The organism is Anaerobiospirillum thomasii (assembly GCF_900445255.1).
GTDB classification, from domain to species: Bacteria; Pseudomonadota; Gammaproteobacteria; order Enterobacterales; family Succinivibrionaceae; genus Anaerobiospirillum_A; species Anaerobiospirillum_A thomasii.
Genome location: NZ_UAPU01000007.1, coordinates 748,331 through 765,332 on the forward strand (window position 1 = coordinate 748,331; position 17,002 = coordinate 765,332).

A 17,002-nucleotide genomic window follows, 5' to 3' on the forward strand; every position below is an offset into this window, starting at 1 on the left:
CTAAGTCCTTTATATTACAGTTTATGCTCTATATTATCCTTTTTATTCTTTTCTCTATATTATCCTATTTATTTCAATTAAAGTGTATATATGACATTTTTAGAAATTATTTTTGTTAATACTTTGAAAAGCACAGCATTTTTACAATATTTTGTCATACAAAAAAGTCTGTACTCTAAAATAAAGCTATGATTTTTTTTGTATAATTAAATCCTATCCCTTTAATTTACTGTTACAGTTTATAAAGATTTTAAACCTAACTGCCGCCATCTGGCAGATGTATATACAACAGGACAGATTATGGCACTTGAAAGCTTACAGCCACAGAATTTATGGAAACACTTTGAAAATATCTGCAATATTCCTCATCCGTCAGGACATGAGGCGCAGGTGGCAGAGTATATTAAAAACTTTGCAAAAGAAAATAATCTTGATTGTGAGCAAGATGAGCTTGGCAATGTAATCATTGAAAAAAAGGCCGCTCCTGGCTGTGAAAACAAAGGCACTATCATTCTGCAGTCACATATGGACATGGTGCCGCTAGCTTCACAGGGCAGTGACCATGACTTTGTCAAAGACAAGATTAAAACCATAATAGACGGTGATTTTGTCAGAGCCGACAATACCACATTAGGTGCCGATGACGGCATAGGTGTAGCCACAGCTCTGGCTTTACTTGAAAATCCTGATCTAAAATGCGGCCCTTTGCGTGCCATCTTCACCGTGGAGGAGGAAACCACGATGAAGGGCGCTACATATATAGACAAAAAATATCTTGAGGGTGACTACCTTATAAATCTTGATTCTGAGGAAACCTATAATCTGTATGTAGGCTGTCAGGGCTCTGCCGATATTATTCTTGATTTTAATGTACAGAAAATCGAGGCCGACAACTGCCGTGCCATAAAGCTCAATGCCAGCGGCTTTAAAGGCGGTCATTCAGGTGCCGATATTCACAGAGGCAGAGCCAATGCCGCCTGCACCATGGCAGCTGTACTTAATGATTTAAGTGACGATTTTGACTTTTTCATTCAGGATTTCTCCTCTGGCCGTCTGCGCAATGCCATATCATCACGCGCCAGCATTAAAGTTCTGGTGCCGCAGGAAAGTGCCGATGCCTTTGTCAAAGGTGCCTCACTTGCCTTTGAGCGCTATCAGAGAATTTATAAAGATACAGATCCTGATATGACACTTGAGTGCTGTGAAACTCAAAGCTCATCTGTCACAGCACTATCTTATACAGACAGCCTGTCACTTTTAAGCCTTATTCTGTCACTGCCTCTTGGCGCCCTGCGCATGAGCTCAGTTGACAGCTCTGTTACCGAGACTTCAAACAATCTTGGTATTGTACAGTGCTATGATGACAAGGTCTCAATCTACTGTATGTGCCGCTCATTAAATGATGACTCATTAGATGCCATCATTGCCCGCATTGACGGTATATGCTCACAGTATGACAATGTGGACTTTAGCGTTGACAACCGCCACGCCTGCTGGCTCTCACCTGACAAAAACGCTCTTATTGACAGCCTTAAAGCTAATTTCATGGAAGTAACCTCCTGCCCTTTGAAGGTGACAGTTATGGCTGCAGGTCTTGAGTGTGCCATGTTTGCCCAAAAGGCCAGTGACTCATTGCAGCTTGTCTCCATAGGAGCACTGGTCATAGGAGCCCACACTCCTCAGGAGAAAGTGAAGATTGCTGATGTCAACAGCATTTATCAGACTGTTTTAAAGACCCTCAACACTATATAGAGGAAAAAACTGTATGCGCCAGAATACATCATCACCAAGAGGCAATCTGCCTTTTCAGTGCTTTCATTCAAGCTCTGCTCCATTCAAGGATCCAAAAGAGACCATACTATTTGTGCGCGGAGCAAAACCGTCACGCCTGATCTGCCATCTTGTTGCCTTTCCGCAGCGTGAGCCTGTGGCTGTTAAAATGCACTATACAGGTTCAAGATCAGGTATACACCGTTTCAGTGCTCCCCTTCCTGTGGATACTGGCTTTAATCTGCAGCGCTACAGTTTTAAAATTTCACTTTTAAATCCTGCATCGCAGATCTGCGATGTTGTCTGGTACAGCTCACTTGGCATGTCCCGTGAGACACCGCTTTTGCAGCACTGCTTTGCCTTCAACCTCAATGAAACCTCACCTGCCTGGGCACGCAATCTTATCTGCTATCAGATTCTGCCAGATCGCTTTGCCTCAACTAAAGAATACTTTATGGTTGATGCTGACCGCTATGGCGCCGATGCTCCTGTACACAGTGATGTCTTTGAGTTTAAAAATATGGATGAACTGCACACAGGAGGCTGCCTTGACGGTGTAGGCTCCATGCTGCCATATCTTAAGGAAATGGGCTTTGACGGCATCTATCTGGCTCCCGTGTTCAAAGCCCCGTCCACTTATAAATTTGATACAGAAGATTATGATGTCATTGACAGCCACTTTGGCGGCAACGGTGCCCTTAAAAGATTAAGATTAAGCACCAAAGAGCAGGATATGCGTATTCTGCTGCATGGAACCTTTAATCACACAGGTGATATTCACCCATGGTTTGACCGTCAGGAGCGTACAGGCAAAGGAGCTTTACATCATGATGACTCGCCTTACCGTCAGTTCTATACCATAAATGATGAGAGCGATGAAAATATTGCCTACTACAAGCAGGATCCGACAAAGCCTGAGCTTGACTATCGCTCCAAGGCTGTACGTTATGCCATGTACGATGGCGACAATTCTGTAGTGCGCAAATGGCTGCGTATGCCTTATGGCATTGATGGCTGGGTTTTAGATGCAGCCTCACAGATAGGCGATGACGGTGTGGCCAAACACAATGTCCGACGCCTGACACAGCTGTGTATGGCAGCCCGTCAGACCAACAGTGACGCACTGCTTATAGGTCAGTTTGTAGGCGATGCCCGCTATGCCCTGAATATTGATGACAGCGTTGATGGTTCAATCAACTATACAGGCTTTTTAAGCCCTGTAAGATCATTTTTTGGCGGCGTCAATCTTTTGGGCGAGCCTGTGCCTTATACAGGAGAGGATCTGCGCCGCGCCTGCGAAAACTATGCTGTAGGTATGGCTCAGCAGGTTAAACTGCATCTTTTCAATCAGCTTGATAATTATGATCTGCCACGTTTTTATGACATCATAGGTCATGATAAATATCTCTATGCTGCAGCCCTTGCCGTACTTTATACCTGGCGCGGTATTCCTTGCGTGTATCAGGGCAGTGAGCTTGGCGATGCCATAGCAAGTTATAAGCTCGGCCCTAAGGCACCACTGCCATATCTTGCCATGAAAAATCATACAGTAAGTGCCCACTGCAGCTCTGTGCAGAATACCCTGGCAGAGCTTGCCGCTATGCGCCGCTCCAATCCTGCTCTGACCAACGGCAGTTTAATCTTCATCTGTGCAGGCGGTGCCTACTTTGGCTATATGCGTATTTATACTGACAGGTTTGCCATAGTACTGACTAATGCCTCAAGACAGAATGTTAAAATTGAACAGGGCTCAATTCTCTTCCCTCTGCTTGTATCAATGTATCTGCCAACAGACAGCATCAATAATGATGAAGGTGAGGACAGCGGTGAGACCCTGCTTATTCCTCTGTCAGGCCGCAATGTAAGACGTACCGATCATGGTGAGGGTCTTGAGGCTCTGTATGAGCTGCTCTCAAGAGAAAAACTTACTGTCAGCTCCTATGGCTTTAATAAGAATACTCAGGAGTTTGCACAATCCTTTATCAAGGAGCTTACAGAGGGTAAAACCCTGACCCTGCCTGCAAGAACCACAGTTGTAGTCAACAACTCCTTTGATATCAACCCTCTTTAATAATAAATGCGGCAGAGTCTACACTCTGCCGTTTTTATATCTGTCAGTATCTTTTACAAAATGAGATTTTACCCTGCTCAAGCCTTTTTATCACATCTTTAGTAAAGATATTATATTCTTTAAAGTTATAGATTGGATGTGAGTGCTCATGCTCAAAGCCTATGGTGTTATCTATAAGGGCAAGATGCTCATGCTGTATATAATCTGGCAGATAGGTTAAAAGCGTCTTGGCATCCTCTAGAAGATAACTTAGATATAAAAAGACCTTTTTAGCCTGCAAAAGGGCTAAAGATTCATCTTCTATAGTGTAGAGCAGATACTGCGCCTGTACAAAAAAGATCTGTATCGAGCCTTCAATCATGGCTGCATAAAAACACTCCTTGGTATTTAACATCTGATACAGATAGTAGGATATATCCTGCATGCATCTTATAACCTCATTTATGCTGCACTTATCAGTCATAAGCAAAGATGTGATGCTGTCTGTAATCTGCGCAAAGCGCGCATTATCAACAAGCGCCTTTATTTCATCATGTGTAATGTTATAGACAAAGGTGTGCTCAAGCAGTGCCTTTTTAATCAAAGCCTTATCCATAGCGCTTTGCAGCTTAAGATCTGCACTGTGCAGAGGCTGTGTGCCATCTATCTTAAGACCATCTGAGCAGTTGTAGACACAAAAATCCCTCTGCTGCTTTTTAATATAATGCTCCATAAGTATTCTCATATTGCACGCGCTTTGTACAAAAAGAGCATTGCTTTTTACTTGTGAGCCAAAATTACCCTCAAGTTTAAGATCAAGATCGGCTGTGGCATCGGCCGCACTTCCATCCTTTTTCTTTAAATTAAGAGCATAAAGACCTGAGCTTTTAGCGTGCGTATTCTCATAGGCGCAGCTGCCGACACCATTGTCAACACCAAAAAGATATATATCCTTAAAGCCAAGGGCCAAGGTAGCACTTAAGGCACAGTTGGCCACCAGAGGATTGATAAGATGCAGTCTCTCCCAGGCATAGATAAGATCATCATATTTTCTGTCCTGCAGTAAAAGATAGTAGATGGACTCATCATTTTTAAGACAGATAATATGTTCTTTAAACAGTGCCGTAATAGCTGGATGTACCACCTCAGATGATATGAGACTAACCTTTTGTAAAAAATCTGTGTCAAACATGCCAAGTGGCACTGAAAGCTCATAGGTGCGCTCAGTGGTTACAAAAAAGTCAGGTACAATACCACGTCTGTATAAAATCTCAATGGCTGAACCACAGGCAAAAATTATAACTCTATCCTGATTTTTTGCTATAAAATCAAGATCTTTATCCAGTGAAGGGCCAGAGCCTATAATAAATACAGGATAGTCTATGCTCTGCCCTGTCTCCACTCTTTTTAAAAGCCTGCATGGCCTGCTTAAAACATGGGCTGCATGTGAGATACCAAAGAGTCTGTCATCAAGATAGCCAAGGGACAGCTGCACTCTTAGAATATTATCCTGAATATAATCTCTCAAAAGGCTGTTGTGCTGCCCTGTACCATGGGTATAGTCACAATAGCCGCGCACTAAAAAGCGTCCGTATTTATTGCTAAATTCATGTATATCAGATAGCAGATCTTTTTTATCCGTGCCTATACTAAGATTAAAGCCCATACCCTGCTCATTGATAAACTCAAGTACTGTTGCCCAGTTGATGGTATACAATGAGCTGTAGAAAAGATCCTCACTTTGCTCAGCAATAATTAAATTGGCAATCTCAACTTTAGATAAAAGCTCAGGTATATGATAGCCAAGACCTATACCATACATGACACAAAAGGCAAGTTTACCCTTATGTTCTGGTATTATTCCGCGATGATTCTGCAGATATGGGGTGCTGTCAAATAGCTCTGTATCATATTTATAATGAAACAGACCGTATTTGTCATGCTCGCGTGCATAATTATAATAATTAACCTCACGTCTTAAAAAACTCTGCACCTCACTTTGGCAAAAGCTCATAACCTCATGAGGATAAAGTGTACTGCCATCTGTAAGTTTAAGATTGACCTCTCCTGTCAGATCTGATTGTACAAAGCTTACACTCCCTTTTGGTCTATAGTCTTTAAACTTATTATAAATATCTGGCAAAAAACGCTCAAAAGCGCGCATGTTGGTGTTAAAAAACGCTACAAGCTGCTCTTTTACACTATCAGTAAGTGGGCTCATATGCTCCATCAGACACCACCCATGCAGTTTTTTTCGATCATTTGAATATATTTCATAATTTCAAGGCCCTGAGCATAGCTACATGCCACATCAGTACTGCGTGTTATTATGGCCTCATCCTGCAATGTATAGGTATCGCACGGTCTTAAAGGCTCAACCATATTGTCAACTGACAAAGTATTGTTGATAAAATCCGCCTCAATAGATAGCCTGTCACACTGCAGACTTATATAACGCTTTTTAATATTGTCCGTATAATCAAGATGCACACTGACCATAGCACATTTTTCATGCACACTTAGCACATCGACACTATCCTCGCTGTCAATCTGCAGATCGCTAAAACGGCCAATATTTGAAACACAGGTTTTAACATTGCCAAAAAGATAGTATGCCAGATCAAGCTCATGGGACAGATCGCGCAGCACACCGCCACCCATGGATTTTTTGGATGAATAGATATATCTGTAGTCACGCTCACGCCAGGTGGGCAGATACTGACCTACATGCAGCTGAGCTGAATAGACCTTGGTGTGGGCAATAAGCTTTTTTATTCTCTGCACCAAGGGGTGAAAACGCAGATTGTAACCTACAAAAATATTATCAGTACTCTCAAGAGCTGGCTGACTGCAACTGGCAAAAAGAGGCTTTTCTACAAGAACAGGACCTCTGTAGTGCATGCTCTCAAGCTCTTTTAAACTCTTTTCATGCTTTATAGTCTCATTGGCAATAATGACAAGACTATAGCCTTTTTTATCTAAAAAAGCCTCGGTTAAAGATCTGAACATATAAGGCTCAAGATCCTTTAAGTCTGTACGCATAGATACAAAAAATACGCTAAAAGACAGGCTCTCAAGTACCTTTTTATGCCTAAGCCCTATAGAGCCACAGCCTATAATCAATGCCCTTTGCATACTTACTCCTTAAGATCGTAAAAAGCCTTCTGCATGATATTGTCAGTGTTCAATGAGGCAATAATACTGCACATAGCAGCCACTGTATCCTCTTTATAATATGGATTGTCAGGCAGCGTATCATCCCTTAAAAGAGTGCTATCTATTGCATTTTTTATCTGCTCTTTGCTGCACTTGCAGGATATAACACAGTCTGCTCTGACTCTGCCTGCCTGTCTTTGACCTATATCTATAATATGGGCATTTAAAGACGGCGCCTCAATAAGAGCACTTGATGAATTTCCAATAATGGCACATGCATAGCGCATGGCATTTATATAGCGCAAAATACCCAGTGAATAGAAAAAATTACAGTTGTCAGCTTCTGCACATTTTTTCTGTATAGCCGCATTTATAATATCGCCTCCTGTATCGGCATTGGCGGCTGTAAAAATCATCCTGTAATCTTTAAAATTATCCAGAGCCTCAAGTAGCTGCATAACCATATAGTCTGCATTATCACTCATAGTCTCCGGATGCAGCGTAATTAAAAAAAACTTATCATCAGGAGCAAGTCCAAGCTCCTGATACAGACGCTCTTTGCTCCAAATCTGCATATTATGCACATTGTACAGACCTATAGCCCCTGTATTGAACACACATGATGGATGCTCGCCCATCTGTATGACACGCTGTCTGTAGCGCTCACAGGAGACAAAATGATAGGCTGAGAGTTTGGTTATACAGTTTCTAAAATAATTATCCTGCGCCCCTAATGTCTCCTCGCCCCCATGCAGATGCAGTATGGGAATAAATTTTAAATTGGCGGCAATGGCTGCTGCAAAAGCCTCATATCTGTCACCTAAAACTATAAATAAAGTGCATTTGAGCGTTGAGAGAATATCGCCGTACACTCTTGTGGCATGCGAGATAATATGGGTCAGATCCTTATCATTATCAAGTGCAATATCGGCACTGATGACATCAGTGTGCACACTCTCCTTTACCGTATTTATGGTATAGCCCTGCTCTTTTTGCAGATGCCCGCCACTTGCAAGTACTGTTACATTATGCTCACTCTCAAGCCTTGTAATCAAAGGCAAAAGCAGTGAAAAATCAGCACGGCTGCCTGTAAATACCACAATATCATGACGCATATTTAAATCTCTATAAGATCATCTTTACTAAAATCACGTATAGCCGCACTAAATAGCACTTTATCTATATCCATAGGCGATATACCGCTGCCAGGTCTTTTGGCGCATATATTATTCATGCTCAAAAGCTCACCTTTTTTTATATCACGTGAGGCTACAAGGGATTTTCTTGCAACCTTGATATTCTCAATCTCACTTTGTTGTATATGTTTTTTACCATCACCAAAAGCCATCTGAATATGTCTTATACCCAGGACCATGGCTTTGAGCTCATCAGGCTGCAGCGAGGAAATCTGATCAGGACCCTCCATATTTCTATCAAGGGTAAAGTGCTTTTCTATAATTCTGGCGCCCATGGCCACAGCCATAAAAGCTATCTCAAGGCCCCTGGTATGATCTGAATAGCCCACAGTTACATCATATCTGTCCTTTAATGTTTGCATGGCCTGCATATTCACACTCTCATAGGGACATGGATATTCTGTAGTACAGTGCAAAAGTGAGACCTTACATCCCTCAAGTACACTCATGGCTTTGTCTATATCGTAAAGATCTGACATACCTGTTGATAAAATAACCTCTTTTTTAAAAGAGGCAATTTTATCTAAAAGAATTTTATTATTAATATCCCCTGAGCCTACTTTAAAAATCTCAAGCCCTATATCATTTAAAAACAAGGCGCTCTCCAGATCAAAGGGCGTTGACATAAAGCCAATGCCAACCTTTTCACAATGCTCCTTGAGCCTTATAAAATCATCAAAGGAAAGCTCAAGCTTTTCAAGCATGGACAGCTGTGTGCCATCACTTTTGGTATTGGCAACCTGATAGCGGGCTTTTTTGGCATGACATGACACAAGACTTGATGCTTTAAAAGTCTGAAATTTAATATAATCAGCTCCGGCCTCATATGCCTTATCAATCATCTTTAGAGCCAGATCAACACTGCCATTATGATTGACTCCGGCCTCGGCAATAATCATTACTGAATTATCAGACATGCTCAATCCTATTTTTTATACTCTCTTGCAGGTACTCCATAGACCTTATTATCATCTGCAACATTATGTATGACAGATGAGTTCATTCCTACAAAGGCTCTGTCCCCCACCTGTCTTTTAATATTGATGACAGCGCTTGCTCCTATAAAGCTCTCATTGCCAACCATGGCCCCTCCAAGTACACTTACACGCGGGGCAAGAGAGCAATAAGCGCCAATCTTTACATCATGGGCTATAAAAGAATATACATTAAATGAGCTAAAAGCGCCTATGGATATATTTGACTCAATCATGCACATAGGTCCTACTATCACGCCATTTCCCAGGGTAGTGTTGGGGCCCACTATGGCACTGTCGTGCACAAAGGTAAGATAGGCGCTCTCTGGCAGTGCCAAAGCCTGTACATACTCTTTTTTACCCTCAGGCATGCCAATGGCCAAAAGCAGTCTGTCCCCATCTTTATATTTATACTCATCAAGAGTATAAAGCTGTGTGCACACAGGATCTGTATTTAAACCAAGCCTGTCTATGATCCTGCTCTGTGTGGCATAATCATCAATAAAGCCAGCAAATTCATAGCCTTGTCTGTGTGATGCACTTGATACAAACCAGTTGTAAACCTCTATGGCAAAGCCACCTGCGCCTACTATAAACACACGTTTTTTTTGCATTACAGACGCACTCCGCTTGGAATATTTACAAGGCGGCTGCAGATATCCTTAGTATTTTTAAGATCATCTCTGATGCAGTCTTTATACATTGGCAGTGTATGCATGCCCTCCCAGCACGGACGGGTCATAACTCCATTGTCATTGCTGTACTCTAAAAACTCATCGCGCTCTTTTTCACCCTCAAGCAGCACGGCGCACAGCCAGAAATTGGCCCGGCATGGCTCTGTCTCATTGACAAAGAGACACTCATCAGTACAAAAGTGCTCTTTATAGGCCATGGCAGTCTGTCTTTTATTTACAAGAAACTCATACAGTTTTTCAAGCTGCGCACAGCCCAGGGCCGCATTGATATTAGGCAGACGAAAGTTCCATGCCACCTCATCATGATAGAAGCGGTATTTATGGGCAACCTTGGCTGTAGTGGTCAGTTTTTTAGCCTCTTTTGCCAAAGTATCATCATGGGTGATAATAGCCCCGCCGCCACCAGTTGTAACAATTTTATTGCCGTTAAAGGACAGAGCACTTAAAAGACCAAAGGTGCCTAAAGCTTTGCCCTTATAGGCAGAGCCTAAAGCCTCGGCCGCATCCTCCACCACAGGGATATTGTAGTCTTTACAGATATTTACGATATTTTCAATATCGCAGGCAAAACCAAATGTGTGCATAGGCACACAGGCTCCAACCCTTGCGTCATTGCACTTTAAATAACACACATTATTTTTCAGATAGCACTTTTGCTCTAAAAAATCTCTAAGGGCATATGGCGACAGACCAAAGCCCTGTGTACTTACATCAAGAAAGACAGGTGAGGCCCCAATATGGGCAATGGCATTGGCAGTTGCCACAAAGGTCAATGACTGAGTTAAAACCACATCATGCTCTTTAACCCCAGCAAGACGCAGTGCAATTTCAAGGGCAGAGGTGCCATTGACACAGGCAATGGCATGAGGCACATTTAAAATTTTCTCAAGCTTTCTTTCAAATTCATTTACATACTCACCCACACTTGAGACAAAGGTTGAATCAATAGTATCTGCTACATATTTTTTCTCATTGCCTGCAAATACAGGAGCATGCAAAGGCACCATTGTATCTGCCCCTGCCTTGTAGAGATCACGTATAAAATCAACATGTGAAGCAAATTTATGCATAAGAGTACCTATATGTTGTACACACCTGCCTTGTACAGACTAAGATTGTCTTTGTCTGAAAACCACTCAATGGTTTTTGCAAGACCGCGCTCAAAACCATCAAGTCCTGCATACTCAGGCTGCCAGGCTGTCAGTGCTTTGAGTTTTGTATTATCACACCACAGACGGTTGACTTCACTCTTTTGTGGGCGCAGACGTACCTCATCTGTAATCACTTCAATATCAGATCCCATAAGTCTTTTTATAATATCTACAGTATCGCCAATGCTTACCTCAAAGTTGGAGCCGGCATTTATGACCTGACCTATGGCCTTATCTGAATTTAAAATCGCCTCAAAGGCGCTCACTGTATCTGAAACGTAATTAAAATCACGTGTGGGAGATAAAGCTCCAAGCTTTATACTCTCAAGTCCTGATGCAATCTGTGTAATTACTGTAGGTATAACGGCACGGGCTGACTGTCTTGGACCATAGGTATTAAATGGTCTTATCAGTGCTACCGGCAGTTCAAAGGAGCGATAGAATGACAAAGCCAGTTGATCGGCTCCTATCTTGGTGGCCGCATATGGAGACTGCCCCTGCAGCGGATGCTCCTCATTTATAGGTACATATAGCGCACTGCCGTAAACTTCAGAGGTTGATGTCACCACAACCTTTTGCACATCAAGGCTGCGTGCTGCCTGCAGCACATTGAGAGTACCTTTGATATTGGTATCAACATAGGTATCAGGACTGTGGTAGGAGTAAGGAATTGCAATCAAGGCAGCTAAATGCAGCACAGCATCACAGCCCTGCAAAGCCTGTCTTACACCATTTGGATCGCGTATGTCGCCAGAGAAAACCTCAACTGAATTTTTAATATCCTCAGGCACACTGTCAAGCCAGCCGTTTGAGTTAAAGGAATTGTAAAGAACAAATGCCCTTACATCATAACCCTGCCTGACCATGTATTCAGTCAGATGGGAGCCTATAAAACCATCAGCTCCTGTGATTAATATTTTTTTAAACATATATCTCTCTTATGCATTAATTCTCTGATAATCATCAACACGACCGACATCAACCCAGCTTTCGATAATAGGATAGACTCGTACCTTCTTACCCATATCTCTGGCCATATTCAAAAGTGTCGGCATATCTATAAATGTATCTTGGGGCACAAGCTTTAAAAACGCAGGATCTATGGCATATACACCTGAGTTTATAAAACTTCTGTACACTGGTTTTTCTTTTATTTCAATAAAATCAATGCCGCTAAAATCAACCACTCCAAATGGATTTTGTATAGTATGCTCAGCTATGGCCATAGTCGCAAAGGAATGATTCTGCATATGAAAATCCATAAGATTTCTTACATCAAAATCAGTGATAATATCACCGTTCATGACCACAAGCGGCATCTTGATATCATCTTCAATCAGTGACAGAGCTCCTGCTGTACCCAGTCTCTTGCCCTCTTTGATGTATTTGATTTCAACACCAAAATCACTACCATCTCCAAAATAGTTTTCTATCTGTTCACCTAGATAGTTAATAGCAAGATAAATCTTTTTGAATTTTTCTGATGCCAGCTGTCTGATGATAATCTCAAGCATAGGCTTGCCATAGACTTTGAGCATTGGCTTTGGCGTTTCACGTGTCAGATCTCCCATGCGTGTACCAAGACCGCCACACATAATAACCACAGGAGTCTTTGCATAGATAGAATGGTTCTTGACTATAAGATCGACAAGCTCGTTGGCATGAGTTACAACAGGCACCATATTTAAATTGCTGTCTTTTAAGATGCTGCGTCTTTTTTCATCTGAGATAAACTCATCTTTACTGCAAACCTCATATCTGATGCAGTTGGTGTTCATAATGGAGCTGACAGGAGCTGTGGTATCTATACCCTTTAGCACAGCCTTTCTAATATCACTGTCAGTTAAAGAACCGCACACTATATTCTTGTGCACAATAATAAGTGTACGTATAGGTACATTGCCAAGCTGCTCAAGAGCATGTTTTATACTTTCACTCTCTTCACACAGATATTTATTCATAACCTTCTCACAAATGCACTATGCTCTAGACGAATCTTTAAAATTTAAACAATATAATACACTGAAAATACGACACTTTTATGTCATATATTTGAACCTTACTGCAAAAACGGCGATTTAATTTTTTTCCTTTTAAAAATATCCAGATCAAAAAAGGAGGCCTGAGCCTCCTTCATACAAACACAATTCATATTGAATCTTATTAGCCAAGCAGTGATAAAGCCAGCTGTGGTCTTGAGTTGGCCTGTGTCAGCATGGATGATGCTGCCTGCTGAATGATGGTCTGCTGTGACAGTTTGGCTGACTCTTCGGCAAAGTCTGTATCACGGATACGGGCACGGGCATCAGATACGTTCATGGAAACATTTGACTGATTGCGAATTGATGATTCCATACGGTTCTGCATAGCACCTAAGTGAGCGCGCTGTTTGTCAATTAGCTCTACAAACTTATCTACTGAGGCAATAGCATTTTGAGCAAGAGACTGTTGTGATACAACAAATCTACCTCCCTCAAAGCCATGTGTATCAACAGCAACCTGTGCACCTAGAGCTGTTGTTGCCATTTTACTTAAGGTGAAACCTGTTGAAAAACCAGTCATCTCTAAAGTATCACCCTGATAAGCGCCTACTTGAATCTTAATCTTTCCTAAACTGTTGATTAATCCATTGGCTGCATTATTTTGACCTACGCCAGCTAAAACTTGTTCTCCACCAAATCTAGTTGCACAAGCTATACGGGTAATTTCATTTGAAAGCTGAGTTACTTCCTGCTGAATAGCATCACGATCTTTGGCGTTATTAGTACCATTTGATGACTGTACTGCTAAAGTACGGATACGCTGTAACATACCTGTCATCTCGTCCATGGCACCTTCCATGGTCTGGGCAAGAGCTATGCCATCGTTGGTATTACGGTTACCCTGATTTAAACCATTGATCTGAGATGTTAAACGATCGGAGATCTGAAGACCGGCAGCATCGTCTTTGGCAGAGTTAATACGAAGACCAGAGGATAATCTCTGATATGTAGTATTTAAATTATTGGTTGCATTGGTAAGATTGCGCTGACCATTAATTGATGAAACGTTGGTATTAACAAACAAGGCCATAATGATGCTCCTATAAATGAATTCTGTATCTGTTTTATAATTCTATTAACGTCAGTAAAAAATAATTCTTTAGTTTTTTTATATTAAAAAAGGAGGCCTGAGCCTCCTCTTACAAAGACAATTTATTTTAAGACATATTAGCCAAGCAGTGACAGGGCAAGCTGTGGTCTTGAGTTGGCTTGTGTCAGCATTGAGCTTGCAGCCTGCTGAATGATAGTCTGCTGTGACAGTTTGGCTGACTCTTCGGCAAAGTCTGTATCACGGATACGGGCGCGGGCATCAGATACATTCATAGAAATATTAGACTGATTACGAATGGTTGACTCCATACGATTCTGCATGGCGCCTAAGTGAGCACGCTGCTTGTCAATACCTGCAATAACGGCATCTACAGTGTTAATAGCTAAAGTAGCCTCTGACTGCGCTGTAACAACAAATTTACCACCAGCAAAACCATGAGTATCTGCGGCAAGAGTTGCGCCAACAGCTGTTGAAGCAAAAATACTTAAAGCAAAACCTTCACTAAAACCAGTTAAAGTTAGAGTATCACCATTGTAGGCACCTACCTGTAAGGTAATTAAACCACCTGAGCCGACAAGAGTACCCTGAGCAGCACTGCCATTTAAGATTGAGTTGCCACCAAATTTGGTCTGACAGGCAATACGTGTAATCTCTTCAGAAAGCTGATTAACTTCCTGCTGAATTGCCTGACGGTCTTTAGTGTTATTGGTACCGTTTGATGACTGTACTGCAAGAGTACGAATGCGCTGTAACATGGTTGTCATCTCATCCATAGCTCCCTCAACAGTCTGAGCTAAAGCTATGCCGTCATTAGTATTACGGTTACCCTGATTTAAACCGTTGATCTGTGAGGTTAAACGATCAGAAATCTGCAGACCGGCAGCATCGTCTTTGGCAGAGTTAATACGAAGACCAGAAGATAATCTCTGATAGGTAGTATTTAAATTGTTGGTAGCATTGGTAAGATTGCGCTGACCATTAATTGATGAAACGTTGGTATTTACAAACAAGGCCATAATGATGCTCCTCTAAATTGAATTCTGTATCTGTTTTATAATTCTATTAACGTCACTAGTAATTTTTTCTTTAATTATTTTTTATAAAATAAAAAAAGGAGGCCTGTGCCTCCTCTTACAAAGACAATCTATTTCAAGACATATTAACCAAGCAGTGACAGGGCAAGCTGTGGTCTTGAGTTGGCCTGTGTCAGCATGGATGATGCTGCCTGCTGAATGATGGTCTGCTGTGACAGTTTTGCTGACTCTTCGGCAAAATCTGTATCACGGATACGGGCGCGGGCATCAGATACGTTCATGGAAACATTTGACTGATTGCGAATTGATGATTCCATACGATTCTGCATAGCACCTAAGTGAGCGCGCTGCTTGTCAATACCAGCAATTACAAGATCAACTGTATCAATTGCAGCCTGTGCCTCAGACTGTAGAGAAACCAGGAACAGGCCCTTTTCGAAACCGCTATCTGCAGCAGTAAGGGCTTTATTTGCTGCTTTTGAAGCAAATGTACTTAAAGCAAAGCTGATTGAGAAACCGGTCATTTTTAAAGTATCGCCATTGTAAGCACCTACCTGAATGGTGATTTCTCCAACTGTATTGATAAGACCGTTCATTTGACCTGCTGCGGCAGCTGCACCTGCTAGAACCTTCTCTCCACCGAATTTAGTTTGACAGGCAATACGGGTTATTTCCTGAGATAACTGAGTAACTTCCTGTTTTAAAGCATCACGATCTTTGGCATTATTAGTGCCGTTTGATGACTGTACTGCAAGAGTACGAATGCGCTGTAACATGGTTGTCATCTCATCCATAGCTCCCTCAACAGTCTGAGCTAAAGCTATGCCGTCATTAGTATTACGGTTACCCTGATTTAAACCGTTGATCTGTGAGGTTAAACGATCGGAAATCTGCAGACCAGCAGCATCGTCTTTAGCTGAGTTAATACGCATACCAGATGATAATCTCTGATAGGTGGTATTTAAGTTGTTGGTAGCGTTGGTAAGATTACGCTGACCATTAATTGATGAAACATTGGTATTTACAAATAAGGCCATAATGGTGCTCCTAAAAATTGAATTCTGTATCTGATATATACTTCTATTAACGTCAATAGAAATCCGATCTTTAAATTTTTTTTATTTTTTCTCAAATTTAAAAAGGAGGCCTGAGCCTCCTTCATACAAACACAATTCATATTGAATCTTATTAGCCAAGAAGTGACAGGGCCAGCTGTGGTCTTGAGTTGGCCTGTGTCAGCATGGATGAGGCAGCCTGCTGAATGATGGTCTGCTGTGACAGTTTAGCTGACTCTTCGGCAAAGTCTGTATCACGGATACGGGCACGGGCATCAGATACATTCATGGAAACATTTGACTGATTGCGGATTGATGATTCCATGCGGTTCTGCATAGCACCTAAGTGAGCGCGCTGCTTGTCGATAGCTGCAATAAAGGTATCAGCTGTTGTAATAGCAAGTGAGGCATGAGACTGCTTGTTTACAACAAATGCTGTGCCGTCAAAGCCATTGGTATCGGCATCCATACCATCTCCCAAAACACTGATAGCAAATCCCACACTAAATCCAGTCATCTTTAAGGTATCGCCATTGTAGGCACCAACCTGAATGGTAATCTCACCTACTGAGTTAGCAATTGTTGAGCCGTCAGCTTTACCACCAAAGAGGAATGACTGACCACCAAACTTAGTCTGCTCAGCAATACGTGTTATCTCGTTTGACAGCTGTGTAACTTCCTGCTGAATAGCTTCACGATCTTTTGCATTGTTGGTACCGTTTGTTGACTGTACTGCTAAGGTACGGATGCGCTGAAGCATATTTGACATCTCATCCATGGCGCCTTCGGCAGTCTGAGCTAAAGCAATGGCGTCTATATCGGACTGGA

The 17,002-nt window shown here is 41.9% G+C and carries 14 protein-coding genes; 2 read left to right on the forward strand and 12 right to left on the reverse strand.

The window, feature by feature from the left end:
• Window positions 1–300: 300 nt before the first annotated feature.
• Window positions 301–1,752, forward strand: coding sequence for a beta-Ala-His dipeptidase (gene pepD, locus DRZ93_RS10490; protein ID WP_113743675.1), 1,452 nt, complete (start codon window positions 301–303; stop codon window positions 1,750–1,752).
• Window positions 1,753–1,765: 13 nt separating this feature from the next.
• Window positions 1,766–3,841, forward strand: coding sequence for an alpha-amylase family glycosyl hydrolase (locus DRZ93_RS10495; protein WP_113743674.1), 2,076 nt, complete (start codon window positions 1,766–1,768; stop codon window positions 3,839–3,841).
• 43 nt (window positions 3,842–3,884) lie between these two features.
• On the opposite strand, the gene DRZ93_RS10500 is transcribed toward DRZ93_RS10495, so the two are convergent.
• From DRZ93_RS10500 to DRZ93_RS10555, 12 genes are all read right to left on the reverse strand, one after another.
• Entirely contained in the window at window positions 3,885–6,041 is a 2,157-nt protein-coding gene (locus DRZ93_RS10500) for a motility associated factor glycosyltransferase family protein (protein WP_172458194.1), read from the reverse strand.
• An 8-nt stretch (window positions 6,042–6,049) separates the two neighbouring features.
• The gene (locus tag DRZ93_RS10505; protein ID WP_113743672.1) at window positions 6,050–6,955 is read right to left on the reverse strand and encodes a Gfo/Idh/MocA family protein; all 906 of its coding nucleotides are present in this window, start codon (window positions 6,953–6,955) and stop codon (window positions 6,050–6,052) included.
• 2 nt (window positions 6,956–6,957) lie between these two features.
• Entirely contained in the window at window positions 6,958–8,091 is a 1,134-nt protein-coding gene (gene neuC / locus DRZ93_RS10510) for a UDP-N-acetylglucosamine 2-epimerase (RefSeq protein ID WP_113743671.1), read from the reverse strand.
• Window positions 8,092–8,093: 2 nt separating this feature from the next.
• Entirely contained in the window at window positions 8,094–9,089 is a 996-nt protein-coding gene (neuB, locus tag DRZ93_RS10515; RefSeq protein WP_113743670.1) for an N-acetylneuraminate synthase, read from the reverse strand.
• Window positions 9,090–9,097: 8 nt separating this feature from the next.
• Entirely contained in the window at window positions 9,098–9,760 is a 663-nt protein-coding gene (locus tag DRZ93_RS10520) for a NeuD/PglB/VioB family sugar acetyltransferase (RefSeq protein ID WP_113746561.1), read from the reverse strand.
• On the reverse strand, window positions 9,760–10,911 hold the full coding sequence (locus DRZ93_RS10525; RefSeq protein ID WP_113746562.1) for a LegC family aminotransferase: 1,152 nt from the start codon (window positions 10,909–10,911) through the stop codon (window positions 9,760–9,762). Before DRZ93_RS10525 ends, DRZ93_RS10520 begins: the two co-directional genes overlap by 1 nt.
• Window positions 10,912–10,919: 8 nt before the next feature.
• Window positions 10,920–11,921 carry an NAD-dependent 4,6-dehydratase LegB gene (locus DRZ93_RS10530; protein ID WP_113746563.1) on the reverse strand — a complete coding sequence of 334 codons (1,002 nt, stop codon included), beginning with the start codon at window positions 11,919–11,921 and terminating at the stop codon, window positions 10,920–10,922.
• A gap of 9 nt (window positions 11,922–11,930) precedes the next feature.
• The gene (locus DRZ93_RS10535; RefSeq protein WP_113746564.1) at window positions 11,931–12,953 is read right to left on the reverse strand and encodes a nucleotidyltransferase family protein; all 1,023 of its coding nucleotides are present in this window, start codon (window positions 12,951–12,953) and stop codon (window positions 11,931–11,933) included.
• A 202-nt stretch (window positions 12,954–13,155) separates the two neighbouring features.
• Window positions 13,156–14,064, reverse strand: coding sequence for a flagellin N-terminal helical domain-containing protein (locus DRZ93_RS10540; RefSeq protein WP_113746565.1), 909 nt, complete (start codon window positions 14,062–14,064; stop codon window positions 13,156–13,158).
• Window positions 14,065–14,201: 137 nt separating this feature from the next.
• On the reverse strand, window positions 14,202–15,101 hold the full coding sequence (locus tag DRZ93_RS10545; RefSeq protein WP_113746566.1) for a flagellin N-terminal helical domain-containing protein: 900 nt from the start codon (window positions 15,099–15,101) through the stop codon (window positions 14,202–14,204).
• A 143-nt stretch (window positions 15,102–15,244) separates the two neighbouring features.
• Complete coding sequence (locus DRZ93_RS10550) at window positions 15,245–16,156, reverse strand: flagellin N-terminal helical domain-containing protein (RefSeq protein ID WP_113746567.1); 912 nt, start codon at window positions 16,154–16,156, stop codon at window positions 15,245–15,247.
• A 151-nt stretch (window positions 16,157–16,307) separates the two neighbouring features.
• Entirely contained in the window at window positions 16,308–16,943 is a 636-nt protein-coding gene (locus tag DRZ93_RS10555; RefSeq protein ID WP_172458196.1) for a flagellin, read from the reverse strand.
• Window positions 16,944–17,002: the final 59 nt, after the last annotated feature.

Bases quoted from the DNA above. Each gene is read 5' to 3' on its own strand.
- DRZ93_RS10540 (WP_113746565.1), bottom strand. From the start codon at position 14,064: ATGGCCTTGTTTGTTAATACCAACGTTTCATCAATTAATGGTCAGCGC.
- DRZ93_RS10505 (WP_113743672.1), bottom strand. From the start codon at position 6,955: ATGCAAAGGGCATTGATTATAGGCTGTGGCTCTATAGGGCTTAGGCAT.
- DRZ93_RS10530 (WP_113746563.1), bottom strand. From the start codon at position 11,921: ATGTTTAAAAAAATATTAATCACAGGAGCTGATGGTTTTATAGGCTCC.
- DRZ93_RS10520 (WP_113746561.1), bottom strand. From the start codon at position 9,760: ATGCAAAAAAAACGTGTGTTTATAGTAGGCGCAGGTGGCTTTGCCATA.
- DRZ93_RS10545 (WP_113746566.1), bottom strand. From the start codon at position 15,101: ATGGCCTTGTTTGTAAATACCAACGTTTCATCAATTAATGGTCAGCGC.
- DRZ93_RS10525 (WP_113746562.1), bottom strand. From the start codon at position 10,911: ATGCATAAATTTGCTTCACATGTTGATTTTATACGTGATCTCTACAAG.
- DRZ93_RS10535 (WP_113746564.1), bottom strand. From the start codon at position 12,953: ATGAATAAATATCTGTGTGAAGAGAGTGAAAGTATAAAACATGCTCTT.
- DRZ93_RS10495 (WP_113743674.1), top strand. From the start codon at position 1,766: ATGCGCCAGAATACATCATCACCAAGAGGCAATCTGCCTTTTCAGTGC.
- DRZ93_RS10500 (WP_172458194.1), bottom strand. From the start codon at position 6,041: ATGAGCCCACTTACTGATAGTGTAAAAGAGCAGCTTGTAGCGTTTTTT.
- DRZ93_RS10555 (WP_172458196.1), bottom strand. From the start codon at position 16,943: ATGTCAAATATGCTTCAGCGCATCCGTACCTTAGCAGTACAGTCAACA.
- pepD (WP_113743675.1), top strand. From the start codon at position 301: ATGGCACTTGAAAGCTTACAGCCACAGAATTTATGGAAACACTTTGAA.
- neuB (WP_113743670.1), bottom strand. From the start codon at position 9,089: ATGTCTGATAATTCAGTAATGATTATTGCCGAGGCCGGAGTCAATCAT.
- neuC (WP_113743671.1), bottom strand. From the start codon at position 8,091: ATGCGTCATGATATTGTGGTATTTACAGGCAGCCGTGCTGATTTTTCA.
- DRZ93_RS10550 (WP_113746567.1), bottom strand. From the start codon at position 16,156: ATGGCCTTATTTGTAAATACCAATGTTTCATCAATTAATGGTCAGCGT.